At 71.7% G+C, this 16,474-nt stretch carries 20 protein-coding genes; 10 read left to right on the forward strand and 10 right to left on the reverse strand.

All coding sequences use genetic code 11. The features are described from left to right. Window position 1: 1 nt before the first annotated feature. A complete protein-coding gene (gene hslU / locus ACO2Q3_RS23235) occupies window positions 2–1,309 on the forward strand; it encodes an ATP-dependent protease ATPase subunit HslU (protein WP_423311004.1) in 1,308 nt (435 codons plus the stop codon). A 223-nt stretch (window positions 1,310–1,532) separates the two neighbouring features. Then, the gene (locus tag ACO2Q3_RS23240) at window positions 1,533–2,393 is read left to right on the forward strand and encodes a hypothetical protein (RefSeq protein WP_423311006.1); all 861 of its coding nucleotides are present in this window, start codon (window positions 1,533–1,535) and stop codon (window positions 2,391–2,393) included. Window positions 2,394–2,417: 24 nt separating this feature from the next. On the opposite strand, the gene ACO2Q3_RS23245 is transcribed toward ACO2Q3_RS23240, so the two are convergent. Then, the gene (locus tag ACO2Q3_RS23245; RefSeq protein WP_423311008.1) at window positions 2,418–3,293 is read right to left on the reverse strand and encodes a methylated-DNA--[protein]-cysteine S-methyltransferase; all 876 of its coding nucleotides are present in this window, start codon (window positions 3,291–3,293) and stop codon (window positions 2,418–2,420) included. Between the two features lie 245 nt (window positions 3,294–3,538). Continuing rightward, window positions 3,539–3,997: a DUF2244 domain-containing protein gene (locus ACO2Q3_RS23250; protein ID WP_423311010.1), complete on the reverse strand. Its 459-nt coding sequence runs from the start codon at window positions 3,995–3,997 to the stop codon at window positions 3,539–3,541. A 110-nt stretch (window positions 3,998–4,107) separates the two neighbouring features. Between ACO2Q3_RS23250 and nth the strand changes: the two genes are divergently transcribed. From nth to ACO2Q3_RS23285, 7 genes are all read left to right on the forward strand, one after another. Next, entirely contained in the window at window positions 4,108–4,776 is a 669-nt protein-coding gene (gene nth, locus ACO2Q3_RS23255; RefSeq protein ID WP_423311012.1) for an endonuclease III, read from the forward strand. 218 nt (window positions 4,777–4,994) lie between these two features. Next, the gene (locus ACO2Q3_RS23260; protein ID WP_423311014.1) at window positions 4,995–5,984 is read left to right on the forward strand and encodes an adenosine kinase; all 990 of its coding nucleotides are present in this window, start codon (window positions 4,995–4,997) and stop codon (window positions 5,982–5,984) included. Window positions 5,985–6,009: 25 nt separating this feature from the next. After that, window positions 6,010–6,600 (forward strand): imidazoleglycerol-phosphate dehydratase HisB, encoded by a 591-nt coding sequence (gene hisB, locus ACO2Q3_RS23265; protein WP_423311189.1) that lies wholly within the window; start codon window positions 6,010–6,012, stop codon window positions 6,598–6,600. A 12-nt stretch (window positions 6,601–6,612) separates the two neighbouring features. Then, window positions 6,613–7,275, forward strand: coding sequence for an imidazole glycerol phosphate synthase subunit HisH (gene hisH / locus ACO2Q3_RS23270; protein WP_423311016.1), 663 nt, complete (start codon window positions 6,613–6,615; stop codon window positions 7,273–7,275). Further along, window positions 7,272–7,994: a 1-(5-phosphoribosyl)-5-[(5-phosphoribosylamino)methylideneamino]imidazole-4-carboxamide isomerase gene (hisA, locus tag ACO2Q3_RS23275; RefSeq protein WP_423311018.1), complete on the forward strand. Its 723-nt coding sequence runs from the start codon at window positions 7,272–7,274 to the stop codon at window positions 7,992–7,994. The genes hisH and hisA overlap by 4 nt, the downstream gene beginning before the upstream one ends. Further along, window positions 7,994–8,779, forward strand: coding sequence for an imidazole glycerol phosphate synthase subunit HisF (hisF, locus tag ACO2Q3_RS23280; RefSeq protein ID WP_423311020.1), 786 nt, complete (start codon window positions 7,994–7,996; stop codon window positions 8,777–8,779). Before hisA ends, hisF begins: the two co-directional genes overlap by 1 nt. Beyond that, window positions 8,776–9,099, forward strand: coding sequence for a phosphoribosyl-ATP diphosphatase (locus tag ACO2Q3_RS23285; RefSeq protein ID WP_423311022.1), 324 nt, complete (start codon window positions 8,776–8,778; stop codon window positions 9,097–9,099). Before hisF ends, ACO2Q3_RS23285 begins: the two co-directional genes overlap by 4 nt. Before the next feature lie 149 nt (window positions 9,100–9,248). Here the strand turns inward: ACO2Q3_RS23285 and ACO2Q3_RS23290 are convergent, their stop codons facing one another. The 3 genes from ACO2Q3_RS23290 to timA are packed head-to-tail and all read right to left on the reverse strand — an operon-like array spanning window position 9,249 to window position 11,664. Then, the gene (locus ACO2Q3_RS23290) at window positions 9,249–9,812 is read right to left on the reverse strand and encodes a Smr/MutS family protein (RefSeq protein WP_423311024.1); all 564 of its coding nucleotides are present in this window, start codon (window positions 9,810–9,812) and stop codon (window positions 9,249–9,251) included. Between the two features lie 35 nt (window positions 9,813–9,847). Beyond that, entirely contained in the window at window positions 9,848–11,017 is a 1,170-nt protein-coding gene (locus tag ACO2Q3_RS23295) for an MltA domain-containing protein (protein ID WP_423311026.1), read from the reverse strand. Then, on the reverse strand, window positions 11,017–11,664 hold the full coding sequence (gene timA, locus ACO2Q3_RS23300; RefSeq protein WP_423311028.1) for a TIM44-related membrane protein TimA: 648 nt from the start codon (window positions 11,662–11,664) through the stop codon (window positions 11,017–11,019). Before timA ends, ACO2Q3_RS23295 begins: the two co-directional genes overlap by 1 nt. A 187-nt stretch (window positions 11,665–11,851) precedes the next feature. Between timA and secB the strand changes: the two genes are divergently transcribed. After that, window positions 11,852–12,328 (forward strand): protein-export chaperone SecB, encoded by a 477-nt coding sequence (gene secB, locus ACO2Q3_RS23305; protein ID WP_423311030.1) that lies wholly within the window; start codon window positions 11,852–11,854, stop codon window positions 12,326–12,328. A 160-nt stretch (window positions 12,329–12,488) separates the two neighbouring features. On the opposite strand, the gene dnaQ is transcribed toward secB, so the two are convergent. The 5 genes from dnaQ to ACO2Q3_RS23330 are packed head-to-tail and all read right to left on the reverse strand — an operon-like array spanning window position 12,489 to window position 16,165. After that, window positions 12,489–13,217 carry a DNA polymerase III subunit epsilon gene (dnaQ, locus tag ACO2Q3_RS23310; RefSeq protein ID WP_423311032.1) on the reverse strand — a complete coding sequence of 243 codons (729 nt, stop codon included), beginning with the start codon at window positions 13,215–13,217 and terminating at the stop codon, window positions 12,489–12,491. Window positions 13,218–13,224: 7 nt separating this feature from the next. Continuing rightward, window positions 13,225–13,833, reverse strand: coding sequence for a dephospho-CoA kinase (gene coaE, locus ACO2Q3_RS23315; RefSeq protein ID WP_423311034.1), 609 nt, complete (start codon window positions 13,831–13,833; stop codon window positions 13,225–13,227). A gap of 45 nt (window positions 13,834–13,878) precedes the next feature. Continuing rightward, complete coding sequence (aroE, locus tag ACO2Q3_RS23320) at window positions 13,879–14,721, reverse strand: shikimate dehydrogenase (protein WP_423311036.1); 843 nt, start codon at window positions 14,719–14,721, stop codon at window positions 13,879–13,881. Then, complete coding sequence (locus ACO2Q3_RS23325) at window positions 14,718–15,323, reverse strand: Maf family protein (RefSeq protein WP_423311038.1); 606 nt, start codon at window positions 15,321–15,323, stop codon at window positions 14,718–14,720. Before ACO2Q3_RS23325 ends, aroE begins: the two co-directional genes overlap by 4 nt. Beyond that, window positions 15,320–16,165, reverse strand: a complete 846-nt coding sequence (locus tag ACO2Q3_RS23330; protein ID WP_423311040.1) for a pyruvate, water dikinase regulatory protein — start codon at window positions 16,163–16,165, stop codon at window positions 15,320–15,322. Before ACO2Q3_RS23330 ends, ACO2Q3_RS23325 begins: the two co-directional genes overlap by 4 nt. Window positions 16,166–16,474: the final 309 nt, after the last annotated feature.

Genomic DNA, 16,474 nt, shown 5'->3' on the forward strand with positions numbered 1-16,474 from the left:
CATGACCGAGTTCTCCCCCCGCGAGATCGTCTCCGAGCTGGATCGCTTCGTGGTCGGCCATGCCGAGGCCAAGCGCGCCGTGGCCGTGGCCCTGCGCAACCGCTGGCGCCGCCGGCGCGTGCCGGAGGACCTGCGCGACGAGGTCACGCCGAAGAACATCCTGATGATCGGCCCCACCGGGGTCGGCAAGACCGAGATCGCCCGGCGCCTGGCCAAGCTGGCGCAGGCCCCGTTCCTCAAGGTCGAGGCCACCAAGTTCACCGAGGTCGGCTACGTCGGCCGCGACGTCGACCAGATCGTCCGCGACCTGGTCGAGCAGGCCATCGCCATGGTCCGCGACAAGCGCCGCGCCGGGGTCAAGGCCCGGGCCGAGGCCGCCGCCGAGGACCGGCTGGTGGAGGCCCTGGTCGGCCAGGGCGCCGGTCCGGCCACCCGCGACTCGTTCCGCCGGAAGCTGCGCGCCGGCGAGCTGGACGACAAGGAGGTGGAGCTGAACCTGGCCGACAACGCCTCGCCGTTCCAGGGCTTCGAGATGCCGGGCCAGCCGGGCGCCTCGATGGGGGTGCTGAACCTGTCGGACATCATGGGCAAGGCGTTCGGCGGCCGCACCAAGGCGCACAAGACCACCGTCGCCGCCGCCTGGGGGCCGCTGATCGCCGAGGAGAGCGACAAGCTGCTGGACCAGGACGCCCTGACCAAGGAGGCGCTGGAGCTGGCCGAGAACACCGGCATCGTGTTCATCGACGAGATCGACAAGGTCGCCTCGCGCTCGGACCGCGCCGGGGCCGACGTCTCCCGCGAGGGGGTGCAGCGCGACCTGCTGCCGCTGATCGAGGGCACCACCGTCACCACCAAGCACGGACCGGTGAAGACCGACCACATCCTGTTCATCGCCTCGGGCGCGTTCCACGTGGCCAAGCCCTCGGACCTGCTGCCGGAGCTGCAGGGGCGCCTGCCGATCCGCGTGGAGTTGAAGGCCCTGACCCGCGACGACATGCGCCGCATCCTCACCGAGCCGGAGGCCAACCTGGTGCGCCAGCATCAGGCGCTGCTGGCTACCGAGGGGGTGACCCTGACCTTCACCGACGACGCCATCGACGCCCTGGCCGACGCCGCCGTGGCGGTCAACGGCGCGGTGGAGAACATCGGCGCCCGCCGCCTGCAGACGGTGCTGGAGAAGGTGGTGGAGGAGATCAGCTTCTCGGCCGCCGATCGCTCCGGCGAGAGCCTGACCATCGACGCGGCCTACGTCACCAGCCGCATCGGCGAACTGGCCAGCAACGCCGACCTCAGCCGCTTCATCCTGTAACTTCGCCCTCCCCCTTGTGGGGAGGGACAGATCGCGCAGCGATCAGGGTGGGGGAGTCCGCGGCCTCCACTGAAGCCCGCAGATGATCGTTGTCCCGGCGGGCGTTCCCCACCCTGGCGGCTTCGCCGCCTTTCCCTCCCCATGAAGGGGGAGGGCGGGCCGCCTTTCCCTCCCCATGAAGGGGAGGGTTGAATGAACGGCGTTTTTGACCGTTCATGCGCCCATGAACGTCGAGATCGCCGAAGAACGCATCCTGGTCCTGGCGGACAAGTACACCATGGAGCACGCCGAGGGCCGCGCCTGGAGCCGGCGGGTCGAGGCGTTCGGCACCATGGCCAAGATGGCCGGCTTCCTGGCCAAGCCGAAGGACGATGAGTTCGAATGCGTTTACCGCGAGCGGCGGCTGCAACCGTTCTGGCGCATCGCCACCGCCGCGACCTTCGCCTACGAGCGCCGGCGCGACTACCAGGTGGCGGTGCCGCCGGAGGTGCGCGCGGTGACCATCGCCGGCGAGGAGCGGCCGGTGGTGGACCGCAAGTTCGCCCTCTCCGGCCTGGAAACCTGCCGTGAGGACATCCGGCGGGACCTGTTCATCGACGGCCTGACCGGCCAGCAGGATCCGAAGCTCGCGGTCTACATGGACTACGCCGCCACCGAAGCCGACGCCGGCAGTCTGGCCGCCACCGCCGAGGACAACACGGTGGTGGTGCCGCCCCAGGCCCGCGCCTCGGTGCTGGTGCGCGACGCCGTGGCCGCGGCGATCATCAAGTTCGACGCGGACAAGGTGCTGGAGGAGCACGTGCGGCTGGAGCACGTCGACCTCTACTACCGGCCGGTCTACGCCTTCCGCTACCGCCGCCAGGGCAAGGAGGCGGTGGTGGAGTTCGACGCCCTGACCGGCGAGGTGAAGACCGCCGGGACCACCTTCGAACAGCACCTCGGCAAGATCATGGAGCCCAAGTTCCTGCTCGACCTCGGGGCCGAGGCCGCCAACATCTTCATCCCCGGCGCCACGGTCGCCAAGATCGTGCTGGTCAAGGGCATGGAGATGGCCGAGCGCCGGGCGGCGGCGAAGACGCCATAGCCTCTCTTTCCCCGCTGGCGGGGCTCACGCCGCCCGGGCCGCCTCAACCGCTTCCATCCCCAGCATCGCCGCCTTGCGGCCGAGGCCCCAGTGGTAGCCGTGCAGGCGACCGTCCTTGGCGATCGCGCGGTGGCAGGGGATCAGGAAACCCAGCGGATTGGCGCCGATCGCCGCGCCGGTGGCGCGGAAGGCGCCGGGCTTGCCGGCCCAGGCGGCGACGTCGGCATAGCTGGCGGTCTCGCCCCGGGGGATGCGCAGCAGCGCCTTCCACACCTGCACGTGGAACGGCGGCCCGATCAGCACCAGCGGCGTGGGCGCGCCGGTGAAGGCGCCAAGCGCGGCCTCGGCGGCGACCGTGTCGTCGCGCACCCAGCGGGCCGCCGGGAAGCGGGCGTGCGCCTCGGCGAACGCGGTCTCCTCCTGGCCCTCGTCGGCGAAGGACAGGCCCGCCAGGCCGCGCGGGGCGAGCACGAACAGGCCCTTGCCGAACGGCGTGGGCGCCCAGCCGAAGGTCAGCTCCAGCCCCTCGCCACGGCGGCGGGCGTCGCCCGGGGTGACCCCTTCCTGGGCGATGAACAGGTCGTGCAGCCGCGAGGGGCCGGACAGGCCGGTGTCCAGCGCGGCGTCCAGCACGCTGGCGTCCTCCTCGATCAGCAGCCGGCGCGCCTCGTCGTGCGCCAGGGCGGCCATGAAGGTCTTGGGGCTGACCCCGGCCCAGCGGGTGAACACCCGCTGGAAGTGGAACGGCGACAGCCCCACCGCCTCGGCCGCCTCGTCCAGCGACGGCCGCTCGCGCCAGCGCTCGGCGAGCCAGGCCAGCGCCTTCTCCATGCGCTGGTAGTCGGCCGACTGCGCCTGCAGGCCGGCCAGGGTGGGAACGGGTTTCAGGATCGTGCTCATGGCGAAGAATCTACCGCCGCCCGAAACGCAAATCCGCCCGCTTCTTGCGGCGGGGAGCGCCTGCTTCCCTTCCTTCTGTCATCCCGGAATCGGCGTCAGCCGATATCCGGGACCGCCGGAAACGCGGGCGGTTACCGGCGGTAGCGGGCTTGGGAGCTCGCCGCGGTCCCGGATATCGGCTGACGCCGATTCCGGGATGACAGTGTGGGAGGGGCGGCAGCGAACTTGACGGGCCTCGCCGCCCCTCAGGCGTAGCGTTCCTGGCGGGCGGCGGTGATCGCCTTGCGCAGGGCGGCGGCGAGGTTCAGGCGCTCCACGCGGCCCAGGGCGCGGCCCACCGGCAGTTCGCGGCCCGACAGCGCCAGGCGAAGGTCCGGCAGGTCCTCGGTCTCGCCGACCAGGTTGACCCGGGTGAAGGCGGTGGGCGAGGCCCAGATCAGCTGCTCGCCCTGCGGCGTCTCCAGCACGACCCGCACCTCGGCGGCGCTGACCTGCACCCGTTCCTTGCGGCGGGTGGCGCGGTTGCTGACGGCGAAGGCGATCACCACCGCCACCAGGTCGAGGCCGAGGAAGGCCGGGATCGGCGCCGCGCCGAGGCTGACGAACAGGATCGCCGTGGCGCAGTTGATGGCGGTCATGATGGCGATCAGGATGATGAACCCCCGCTCCGACAGCGAGCGGTGGGGCGTGATCAGCTCGTCCATGTACAGCGGTCCGTCCACAGCCCTTCATACGCCCGCGCGGGCGCCCTTGGCGAGGCCGTCTTGGCTTGGCTGGCGAAGCTGTTCATGGTCGCCCCATGGCTCCCAGGTCCATGAAGCGAAAGCCCCGCCCCCCGGCGCCGAAGGAGCGCGAGCGCATCAAGGCGCTGTTCGACCGCTTCGCCGCCCATCTCGGCGATCCGAAGACCGAGCTGGACTATTCTTCGCCCTTCACCCTGCTGGTGGCGGTGGTGCTGTCGGCCCAGGCCACCGACAAGTCGGTGAACAAGGCCACCGAGAGGCTCTACGCCGTGGCCGACACGCCGCAGCAGATCCTGGACCTGGGCGAGGCCGGGCTGACCCCGTACATCGCCTCGATCGGCCTGTTCCGCACCAAGGCGAAGAACGTCATCGCGCTCAGCCGCATCCTGATCGAGCGGTACGGCGGCGAGGTTCCGCTTCAGCGCGAGGCGCTGATGGCGCTGCCGGGCGTCGGCCGCAAGACCGCCAGCGTGGTGCTCAACGAGCTGGACGTCGAGCCGGCGATCGCCGTCGACACCCACGTCTATCGCGTCGCTCACCGGCTGAAGCTGTCGGCCGGCAAGACCCCCGACCAGGTCGAGGCCGACCTGATGCGCATCGTGCCGCCCGAACGCCTGACCCGCGCCCACCACTGGCTGATCCTGCACGGCCGCTATGTGTGCGTGGCGCGGAAGCCGAAGTGCGGCGAGTGCATCGTCGCCGACCTGTGCCCGTCGCGGGAGCTGTTCCTGGGGGGCTGAGCCGGTTCTTCGCTGGAGCCCCCTCCACCGCCTTCGGCGGTCCCCCTCCCCCAACGGGGGAGGAGAAGGGGGTCCGCGGCACGGATCTCTTCCCCCTCTGGGGGAAGTACCGGCGAAGCCGGGGATGGGGGCTCCAGCGGAGAACCGGCTAACACTTCACCTTTGCACGACTTTCCTATACCTCGCCGCTTCCAGCCGCCGCCGAGACCCACCCCCGCATGACCGCCCAATACGACGTCGCCGCCATCGGCAACGCCATCGTCGACGTGATCGCCCAGGCGCAGGATGCGTTCCTGGACGCCGAGGCCCTGAGCAAGGGCTCGATGATGCTGATCGACGAGGCGCGGGCGCACCAGCTGTACGGCCGCATGGGGCCGGGGCTGGAGACCTCCGGCGGCTCGGCGGGCAACACCGTGGCCGGGGTGGCGAGCCTCGGCGGGCGCGCGGCCTATGTGGGCAAGGTGGCCGGCGACACCCTGGGCGAGGTGTTCGCCCACGACATGCGCGCCATCGGCGTGCACTTCGACACCGCCCCCCTGGCCGGCGGCCCGGCCACGGCCCGCTCGCTGATCAACGTCACCCCGGACGGCCAGCGCACCATGTGCACCTTCCTGGGCGCCTCCACCGAGCTGACCGCGGCCGACGTTGATCCGGCGGTGATCGAGGCCTCGGCGATCCTCTACCTGGAGGGCTACCTGTTCGACCCGGAGGAGGCGCGCAAGGCGTTCGCCAAGGCCTCGGCGATCGCGCGCACCTGCGAGCGGCGGATCTCGCTGACCCTGTCCGACGCCTTCGTCGTCGAGCGCCACCGCGACGCCCTGCTGGGCTTCATGGAAAGCCAGGTGGACATCGTGTTCGGCAACGAGGTCGAGCTGGCCTCGCTGTTCCAGACCGACGACTTCGACGCCGCCGCCAAGGCGATGGGTCAGAAGGTGGCCATCGCCGCCATCACCCGCGGCGAAGCCGGCTCGGTGGTGCTCGCCGGCGGGCAGGCGATCGCGGTTCCCGCCTTCCCGGTGTCGAAAGTGGTGGACACGACCGGCGCGGGCGACCAATACGCGGCGGGATTTCTCTTCGGCCTCGCCCAGGGCCGGCCGCTGGACGTCTGCGCGCGTCTCGGCGCCCTGGCGGCGGCGGAGGTGATCTCGCACTACGGCCCCCGCCCGCAGACTTCCCTGCGCGACCTGGCGGCGGCCCAAGGACTGTAGTTCGATGGCCGAAGGTCAGGGCAAGCTGGCGAGGATCGCCGAGGTCAGCCGCTCCACCAAGGAGACGCAGATCCGCGTCGCCCTGGACCTGGATGGCGTGGGTAATTCCACGGTCTCCACCGGGATCGGCTTCTTCGACCACATGCTGGAGAGCTTCGCCCGGCACGGCGGTTTCGACATGCGGATCGAGACCAAGGGCGACCTGCACATCGACATGCACCACACGGTGGAGGACACCGGCATCGTCATCGGCCAGGCGTTCGCCAAGGCGCTGGACGGCTTCAAGGGGGTGCGCCGCTTCGGCCATGCGTACATCCCGATGGACGAGACCCTGACCCGCTGCGCCATCGACCTGTCCAACCGCCCGTACCTGATCTGGCGGGTGAACTTCCAGCGCCCGAAGGTGGGCGACATGGACACCGAGCTGTTCAAGGAGTTCCACCACGCCTTCGCCATGAATGCGGGCGCGTGCGTGCACCTGGAGACGCTGTACGGCGAGAACAGCCACCACATCGCCGAGAGCGGCTTCAAGGCCCTGGCCCGCGCCCTGCGCACCGCCGTCGAACTCGATCCCAAGACCCACGGCCACGCCCCCTCCACCAAGGGCGTGCTCTAAGGAATCTTTCCCATGCAGAGCGTCGCCCTGATCGACTACGGGTCGGGCAATCTCCGCTCGGCCGAAAAAGCCTTGCAGAAGGCCGCGGCCGAGCACGCGCCCGGCACGACGGTGCTGACCACCAGCGACCCGGCGGCGGTGCTGGCGGCCGACCGCATCGTGCTGCCCGGCGTCGGCGCCTTCGCGGCCTGCATCAACGCCCTGCGCGCCCGGCCGGGGCTGGCCGAGGCGGTCACCGAGGCGGTGCGCGGCAAGGGCGCGCCGTTCCTGGGGGTCTGCGTCGGCATGCAGCTGCTGGCGGGCCACTCGACGGAATTCGGCCAGACCCCGGGCCTCGGCTGGATCGCCGGCGAGGTTCGCCGGCTGGAGCCGGCCGGCCACCAGTTCAAGGTGCCGCACATGGGCTGGAACGGCCTGGACGGCGGCGAGGCCGGCGCCGGCGCGCTGCAGGGCCCGCTGTTCGCCGGCCTGCCCGCCGGCACGCACATGTATTTCACCCACTCCTTCGCCTTCTTCCCGGAGGACGAGGCCGACATCGCCGCCTGGACCGATCACGGCGGGCGGTTCACGGCGGCGGTCGTCCGGGACAACATGGCGGGGGTTCAGTTCCACCCGGAGAAGTCGCAGGCCGCAGGCCAGCGGCTCCTGGCCAACTTCCTGGAATGGCGTCCATGATCCTCTATCCGGCCATCGACCTGAAGGATGGCGAGTGCGTGCGGGTGGTGCACGGCGACTTCGCCACGGCCACGGTGTTCAACAAGGACCCCGCCGACCAGGCCCGCGCCTGGGCCCGGGCGGGCTTCGAGTGGGTGCACGTGGTCGACCTGAACGGCTCCGTCGAGGGCCGGGCGATCAACGACGCCGCGGTCAAGGCGATCCTCGAGGCGGTGTCGATCCCGGTGCAGCTGGGCGGCGGCATCCGCAGCCTGGAGAACGTCGAGGGCTGGATCGAGGCCGGCGTCTCGCGCGTGATCCTGGGCACCGCCGCGGTGCGCGACCCCGAGCTGGTGAAGACCGCGGCGCGCGAATGGCCCGAGCAGATCGCCGTGTCGGTCGACGTGCGGCAGGGCAAGGTGGCGGTGCAGGGCTGGCTGGAGGATTCCGGCCTGGACGCCCTGACCGTGGCCCGCCAGTTCGAGGACGCCGGGGTGTCCGCCCTGATCGTCACCGACATCGACCGCGACGGGGCGCTGATGGGCTTCAACGTCGAGACCTTCGGCGCCATCGCCGACGCGGTGTCGATCCCGGTGATCGCCGCCGGGGGGCTGGCGACGGTCGAGGACATCATCAAGGTGCGGGCCCGCAAGGGCGCGCCGATCGCCGGCGCCGTTCTGGGCCGGGCCCTCTACGCCGGCACCATCCAGCCGGCCGAAGCGCTGCGGGCGGCCGCCTGATGCTGAAGGCCCGCGTGATCCCCTGCCTGGACGTCAAGGACGGCCGCGTGGTCAAGGGCGTGCAGTTCCTGCAGCTGCGCGACGCCGGCGATCCGGTGGAACAGGCCCGGGCCTACGACGCCGCCGGCGCCGACGAGCTGATGTTCCTCGACATCACCGCCAGCCACGAGGGCCGCGGCGCGATCCTCGACGTCGTCGCGCGCACGGCCGACGTCTGTTTCATGCCGGTGGGCGTCGGCGGCGGCATCCGCCAGGTCGAGGACGCCCGGCGCCTGCTGCTGGCCGGCGCCGACAAGGTGTCGATCAACACCGCCGCCGTGGAGAACCGCGACCTGATCAGCGCCTGCGCCGACGCCTTCGGCTCGCAGGCGGTGGTGGTGGCCATCGACGCCAAGCAGAAGGGCGATCGCTGGGGGGTGTTCACCTACGGCGGGCGCAAGGACGTCGAGCTGGATGCTGTGGAGTACGCCATCGAGGCCGTGGCGCGCGGCGCCGGCGAGATCCTGTTGACCTCGATGGACCGCGACGGGGCCAGGACCGGCTACGACCTGCCGCTGCTGGCGGCGGTGACGGCGGCGGTGAGCGTGCCGGTGATCGCCTCCGGCGGCGCCGGAAACACCCGCCACCTGGTCGAGGCGGTGACGCAGGGGGGCGCCGACGCGGTGCTGGCCGCCTCGATCTTCCACTTCGGCGAGGTTTCCATCGCCGAGGCCAAGCGCGACATGGCCGCCGCCGGCATCCCGATCCGGCCCAGCTTCGCCGGCGACCTGAAGGTGGGCGCATGAGCGAGTTCGGCAAGACCCTGGCGCGGCTGACCGCCACCATCGACGCCCGCCGCGGCGCCGATCCCAAGGCCTCCTGGTCGGCGCGGCTGCTGTCCGACCGGCCGCTGGCGGCCAAGAAGCTGGCCGAGGAGGCGCTGGAGGCGGCCCTCGCCTCGATCCAGGACGACCGCGACGCCGTGATCGCCGAGAGCGCCGACCTGGTCTACCACTGGCTGGTGGTGCTGGCCGCCGCCGGCGTCACCCTCGACGAGGTCGCCGCCAAGCTCGACGAACGCGACGGTGTTTCGGGGATCGCCGAGAAGGCGTCGCGGAAGAAATAGCCGCCGGCGCACGGCGGCCCCTCCACCCCCTTCGGGGGTCCCCCTCCCCCAAGGGGGGAGGAGAAGGGAACGTTCGGCATCGGCTCTCTTCCCCCGCTGGGGGAAGTACCGCCGAAGGCCGGGATGGGGGCTCCAGCGGAGCGACGCCCCTACCGCTTCAACGCCACGTACAGCGCCCCGGCGCCGCCATGCCGGCGGTGGGCTTCCGACAAGCCCGCGACCGCCTCGCGCAGCGGCGGCTCGCCCAGCCAGTCGGGCACGCGGCGGCGCAGGACGCCGTCACCCAGGGTCCCCTTGCCGGTGATCACCAGCACGGCGCGCTCACCCTGCGCGCGGGCGTGCAGCAGGAAGCGGGTCAGGGCGGCGCGGGCGACGTCCTGGGTCATGTTGTGCAGGTCGATGGTGGCCACGATCGGATCGCGCTCGCGCACGATGCGGCGCTTGCGGCCGGGCTCGATGGTCTCCGGCGCCTGGATCGGGACCGGGCGGCGCGTGGCTTTGATCGGCGCGGCCAGCGCCGTGGGCGTCGTGGGCGCCGGTGGCGGCGGGGTTGCGGGCGTGGGCGCAGGTTGCGCGGGCGCCGTGGCCGCGGGGCGGCGCGCGCGGGCGGCGGCCGAGGGCGGCTTGGGGTGGCTGCGGCCGGGCAGCGGGCGGACGGTGGAGGCGACCACGGCCCAGAGGCGCAGGTCCTCGTGCGGGCCGGGCTTCTTCATCGTCGTCGGCAGCTCGCCTCGCTCACGACCGTCGCTCAGCCCGCGGGGTCGACGGGGACGAGTCGGTACAGGCGCAAGGTATGGCGCACGCGGCCGGCCGCAAGCCCCGCCTCGGGGCCACGGCCCAGATAGAGGTCGGCGCGGGCGTCGCCCTTGATCGCGCCGCCGGTGTCGAGGGCCACGGTCAGCCGCCGGTAGGTGGGAAACGCCCCCGCCAGGGCTGGGGCCGAGGCGTCGATCCAGACCAGTTCGCCCAGGGCGTGGCGGCTGGTGTCGACCGCCACGGCGCGGCCGGGGATCAGCGGCATGCCCGCGGCGCCCGCGGGATCCTGGCCGTCGTCGGGGCCGATCTTGAAGAACACGTAGCGCGGGTTGAGGTCCATCACCGCGTTGGCCTCGGCGCCCACGTGCGCCGCCAGCCAGCTGCGGATGCTTTCGCCGGAGGTGTCGCTGATCAGCCCCTGGTCGCGCATCGGCGTGGCGATACCGCGGAACCGGGCGCCGTTGACGCCGTCGAACAGCGCCTTGACCCGCACGCCGTTCGGATAGACCAGCACGCCGGAGCCCTGGATCTGCAGGAAGAACAGGTCCTGGGGCCGCATCCAGGCCAGGGCGTCGGGCGCCGGGCGGGCCTCGATCTCGGCGCGTTCGGCATAGGGCGCGCCGGCGCCGGAGGTCCAGTCGGCGACCGGCAGGTCGTCGGGCCGCGGCCGCACCGGGGCGGTGAACTCACCTTCCGGCATATTCCGGGCCTCGTAGACCGGGGCGAAGTACGCGGTCAGCAAGCCTTCCTCCGGCGAAGCCTCGGGACGGAAATGCGTTTCCAGGAAGCGGCGGGCCTGGCGCTCGTCGGCGTGGCCCAGGGCCACGGCGCGGCGGCAGACGTCTCTTAGCGCCGGATCCTGGGCGGCGGCGCAGCTCTGCTGGAAGGCGGCCAGGGCGGCGGCATGGTCATCCTCGGCCCAGCCCTGCAGGCCGGCGAACCCCGGATCGACCGACATATGGCCGGAGTCCGCCGACGGTGCGGCGGCGGACGGCCGAGCGTAGGGCGGCGGTGCGTAGGGTGGCGGCGGGGCGCGCCAGGTCGTGCCGGAGACCGTGCCCGACGCGACGGTCGAAGCGGGGGGCGCCCCGGTCGTCGCGCAGGCGGCAAGCGCCAGGGCGCCACTCAACGCGGCGAGACCCGGCAGGAACTGAAAACGCATTACGCCTCCGCGGCGTCGACGTGGATCAGCGTCCAGTTTGGGTCGCGGCTCTTAAGATTGCGTTCGAAGGTCCAGATCTCGGCGGTGCGCAGGTCGTCGACCGCCTCGCCCTCAGGACCCTTGGAGCGCTTGCGGTATTCCGCCAGGAAGCGGACGGCGGCCTTGGCCACGTCGCCCACCACGTCCACGCCCTCGAAGTCGGCGCGGGGCGGGGTCAGGAAGTCCACGCTCTCGCTGCGGCCCTCGGCCTCGCGCTGGGCGATGGCCGCCTCGAACGGCCCCATCACCTCGCCCGACAGCAGCGGCTTCAAGGCCGCGCGGTCGCCGGCGGCAAAGGCCTTGACGATCATCTGGTAGGCCGAGCGCGCGCCGTTCAGAAACTGGGCGATGTCGAAGCCCGGGTCGCGCGCCTTGAGGGCGGCCAGGCCGGTGAGCGGACCGCTCTCCTCCAGCGACGCCGGGGCGGGCTTGGCCAGGTCCGGCGCGCCGGCCACCGCCTGGGCATGCGGCAGGTCGTCAGGCCCCCGGCCCACGCGCCGGCCGAGCACCGCGTAGAGCTGAAAGAGCACGACCCCCGCCAGGGCCGCCAGGATGATGAGTTCGAGCGCAGTCACGGAAGTGCCAGGATGCTCCGGGAGGGTGAACATATCATATAGTACTTCCTGCCGCCTGACGTCAGCCTGAACAAGCCGACGGCGGGTAATCGCCAAACGCGCGGGCGGGCGGCGGCGTTGCGCGCGCGGCGCCCCCATGTTAGCGAGCCCGCTCCCGGAACGCCGGCCCAGCCCTTCGCGGCCACTTCAGCGTTCGCCTAATCTGACGGACTTCCCCTTCATGAGCGACATCGGCGTCCCGGCCCAGGACGACAGCGGCCCCGGCATCCGCATTCTCGCCCAGTACATCCGCGACCTGTCGTTCGAGAGCCCGCGTGCGCCCGAGAGCCTGCGCGCCGGCGGCGTGCAGCCGCAGATCGACCTGGGCGTGGAGCTGAACGCCCGTGGCCGCGACGACGGCTTCTTCGAGGTCGAGCTGAAGCTCACCGCCCGCGCCCTGCGCGAGGCCGACACCGTGTTTCACGTGGAACTGGTCTACGCCGGCCTGTTCCAGATCCTGGGCGTCACCGAGGGCGACCTGGAGCCGGTGCTGATGGTAGAATGCCCGCGCTACCTGTTCCCGTTCGCGCGGCGGATCATCTCCGACCTGACGGCGGAAGGCGGCTTCCCGCCGTTCATGCTCGAGCCGCTCGACTTCGCCGGCATCTACGCCCAGCGCAAGGCCGCGGCCGACGGCGCCCCGATCGGCAACGCCTGATTTCTATAACGTCTGTCATCCCGGAATGGGCGTAAACCCATATCCGGGACCGCCGGATACGCGATCGGAGGACGCTGCGGGAGGCGCCCGTGCTTGCCGCGGTCCCGGATATCCGCTGCGCGGATTCCGGGATGACAGAGGAAAATGGGCGGGGCCCGGCTCAGGCCTCGGCCGCGATCTCCAGCACCACCTCGTAGCGCAGCCACACCGCCTTTTCCTTCAGCTCGGCGGCGAGGAAGGCCAGGTGCGCCTCGCGTTCGGCGTCGGTGATCCGGCTGAGCAGGGGGCGGGGGCGGGCGCCGTAGGCGACCCGTTCGGCGGTGCGCGCGGGGCCGGTCGACGACGACTGCGACAGATCCAGCGAACGCTCGCGGCCGCCCTGCAGCTCCAGGTACACCGAGGCCAGCAGGGAGGCGTCGATCAGCGCCCCGTGCTTGTCGCGGGCGGCGAGCGAGATCTTGTAGCGCTTACAGAGCGCATCCAGGGAGTTGTACATCCCCGGGAACTTCTTCTGCGCCATGGCCAGGGTGTCGACCCAGCGGCCCTCGTGCAGCGGCGCGCGGCCGCAGCGCTCCAGCTCGGCGTTGATGAAGCCGCGGTCGAAGGCGGCGTTGTGCGCCACCAGGGTGGCGTCGCCGACGAACTCCAGGAACTGGTCGACGATCTCCGGATGCTCGAAGCGCGGCTTGCCGGTCAGGAAGGCGTTGGAGATGCCGTGCACCTTCTCGGCCTCGGGGTCGATCATCCGGTCGGGGTCGATATAGACGTGGAAGTGCCGCCCCGTGGGCATGGCCTCATCCACCTCGACGCAGGCGATCTCGATGATCCGGTGGCCGTCCTTGGCCGAGAGGCCGGTGGTTTCGGTATCGAGGACGATTTCGCGCGACATGCGCCCTTCAATGAGCCTGTTCGGCGCGCTCGCGCAAGCGGGCCAGGATGTCGCGCACCTGCTGGCGGGCGCTCTCCAGGCCCTGGCCGGTATCGACGATGAAATGGGCGCGGGCGCGCTTGTCCACGTCGGCCATCTGCCGCGCCAGGATGCCGTCCAGCTTGGCCTCGTCCATGCCCTCGCGCGCCAGCACCCGGGCCCGCTGCACGTCCGCCGGGGCGCTGACCACCACCACGGCGTCGACGTTCTTCTCGCCGCCGGTCTCGAACAGCAGCGGGATGTCCAGCACCACGACCGGCGCCTTGTCGGCCCTGGCCTTCTCGAAGAAGGCGGCGCGGCCGGCCCCCAGAAGTGGATGCACGATCCGGTTCAGCCGGTTCATCGCCTCGTCCTTGCCGACCACCTGGGCGCTGAGCGCGGCGCGGTCCACCGAGCCGTCCGGGCGCATCACGCCCGGAAACTCGGCCTCCAGCTTAGGGCCGGCCGGGCCGCCGGGACCGTAGATGCGGTGCACCTCGGCGTCGGCGTCGTAGACCGGCACGCCCTCGGCGGCGAACATCGCCACGGTGGTGGACTTGCCCATGCCGATGGACCCGGTCAGGCCGACGACGATCATCCGTTTGCTCCCCTCGCCTTGCCCCAGGCTCGCTTCAGACCTGCCTCAGGCCTGTCCCAGCGTCTTCAGCACCAGGCTGCGCGCATCGATAGCCGGCGTCGGCGCGCCGTAGAAGGCCTCGAAGCTGGGCCGCGCCTGGCCGATCAGCATCTCCAGCCCGTCCACGGTCCTCAGGCCGGCCGCGGCGGCGTGCTGCAGGAACGCGGTCTCCAGGGGCTTGTAGACCATGTCCATCACCACGCAGCCCGCGCCTGCCGCAGCGAAGTCGACCTCAGGTCCCGCGCCGCCGTTCAGCCCCAGGGTGGTGGCGTTGATCACCGCCCCGGCGTCCGGCAGGGCGCCGCGGGTGTCCGGCATCACCCGCACCCGCGGGCCCAGCGCCTGCGCCACCGCTTCGGCCCGTTCGACGGTGCGGTTGACCAGCCGGATCTCCGGCGCGCCGGCCATAAGGAAGGCCGCCGCCGCGCCACGCGCCGCCCCGCCCGCCCCCAGGATCACCACCGGCGCCGCGGCCGGGTCGAACCCGGGCGCCTGGGCGGCGAAGGCGGACAGCAGGCCGACGCCGTCGGTGTTGTCGGCGAGGATGGCGCCGTCCGCCTCGAACAGCAGCAGGTTGGCGGCGCCGGCGGCGGCGGCCCGGTCGCTGACCTGGTCGGCCAGCGCCAGGGCGTCCTCCTTGAACGGCACCGTGACGTTGAGCCCGCGGATCGTCCCGCCGCGCAGGCCGCGGGCGAAGGCGGAAAAGCCGGCGGCCGGCGGGCCGAACGCCACATAGACCCCGTCGATCCCCGCCGCCGCCAGCCAGGCGTTGTGCAGCAGCGGGCTCAGCGAGTGCTTCACCGGCTGGCCGGCGACCCCGGCGACGACGGTGGCGGCAGTGATGCTCATAGCTCCAGGACTCCATACCGCCGCAGCAGGTCCAGCAGGCCCAGCAGCGGCAGGCCGAGGATGGCGAAATAGTCGCCGTCGATGCGCTCGAACAGCTGCGCCCCCTCCCCTTCCAGCCAATAGCCGCCGACGCTGGACAGGGCCGCGTCCGCGTTGCGCGCCAGGTAGCCGTCCAGGAAGGCGTCGGTGAACGGCCGCATGGTCAGGGCCGGGCTCTCCAGCGTGCGCCAGATCGGCGCCCCGTCCAGGGCCACGACCACCGCGGCGTGCAGCCTGTGGCGCCGGCCGCGGAAGGTCTGCAGCCGGGCGCGCGCCTCGGCCAGGCTGTCGGCCTTGTCGTAGAGCGCCCCGTCCAGGTCCAGGGTCTGGTCCGCGCCGATCACCAGCGCGCCTGGCCGGGCCATGGACACCTTCACCGCCTTCAGCTCGGCCAGGGCGTCGGCGATGTCGCGCGGGCTGGCGCCCTCGCCCAGCAGCCCGGCCTTCACCGCCGCCTCGTCGACGCCCGAAGAGGCCTTGTCGAAGGCGACGCCGGCCCCGGCCAGCAGCGCGGCGCGCGACGAACTTTGCGAGGCCAGCACCACCGTGACGTCCGAACTCACCCGAGCAGCTCCACCTGGCCGCGGCCGCCGGAGAGGAAGTTGATCACCGCCGCGGCGGTCTCCTCCACCGAGCGGCGGGTCACGTCGATCACCGGCCAGCCCTGGCGCTCGAACAGCCGCCGGGCGTCGACGATCTCCTGGCGCACCGAATCCACGTCCACATAGGCGCTGTCTCGCTCCTCGCGCAGGGTGCGCAGCCGGTTGCGGCGGATCTGCACCAGCCGGTCGGGCGAAACGATCAGGCCCACCACGGGCACGGTCGAGTTCATCAGCGCCGCCGGCAGCTTCGCGCCCGGCACCAGCGGCACGTTCGCCGCCCGTACGCCGCGATGCGCCAGATAGATCGAGGTCGGGGTCTTGGACGTGCGTGACACGCCCACCAGCACCACGTCGGCCCGCTCCAGGTCCTGGCCGCCCTGGCCGTCGTCGTGGCCCAGGGCGTAGGACAGGGCGTCCATGCGATTGAAATAGTCGGAGTCCAGCTTCAGGTGCGCGCCGGTGCGGGTGGACAGCGGCGCACCGAGATAGCGCGACAGCGACGAGGTCAGCGGGTCCAACGCGGCGATGCACGGCATGTCCAGGTTCTGGCAGCCGGCCTCCAGCGCCGAGCGCAGATTGGCGTCGACGATGGTGTGCAGCACCACGCCGGGCGCGTTGGCGATCTCCTCCAGGGCGCGCTCCAGCTGCCGCTGCGAGCGCACCAGGGCGTAGATGTGTTCGATGGGCAGGACGTTCGTGAACCGGGCGCACACCGCGCGGGCCATGGCGTTCAGCGTCTCGCCGGTGGAATCCGACACCAGGTGGACGTGGAAATAGGTGGCGAGGCGGGGCGCGGGAGTCATCGACGAGGCTGCTTTCGGGGACCGTCCAGGCGGGGGGATTCCTGTGGATGCATCGTTAACCTCTGCTTAACCAATCGGGGCGCCGAACGCCCCCCTCGGTGCATGGAATCCCGCCTGCGACAGGCCGCCGCAGAGACCGGGGGATAGACCCCGGTTTTGGCCCAGTTGGGTCCCCCGATCCAGTCCCCGGTGGACGCGGCGCTCAGCCCATCCCCACCGTGTGACATCCTCCCCCGGCCGGTCACGGGGGTGTGGAGGGTGAGAGGCGATTTTCATCGCCGGCTCAGCGACTTGCCGGCTATCCACAGC

The sequence above is a fragment of the Caulobacter sp. KR2-114 genome (assembly GCF_049446115.1).
In the GTDB taxonomy this organism is placed as follows: Bacteria; Pseudomonadota; Alphaproteobacteria; order Caulobacterales; family Caulobacteraceae; genus Acaudatibacter.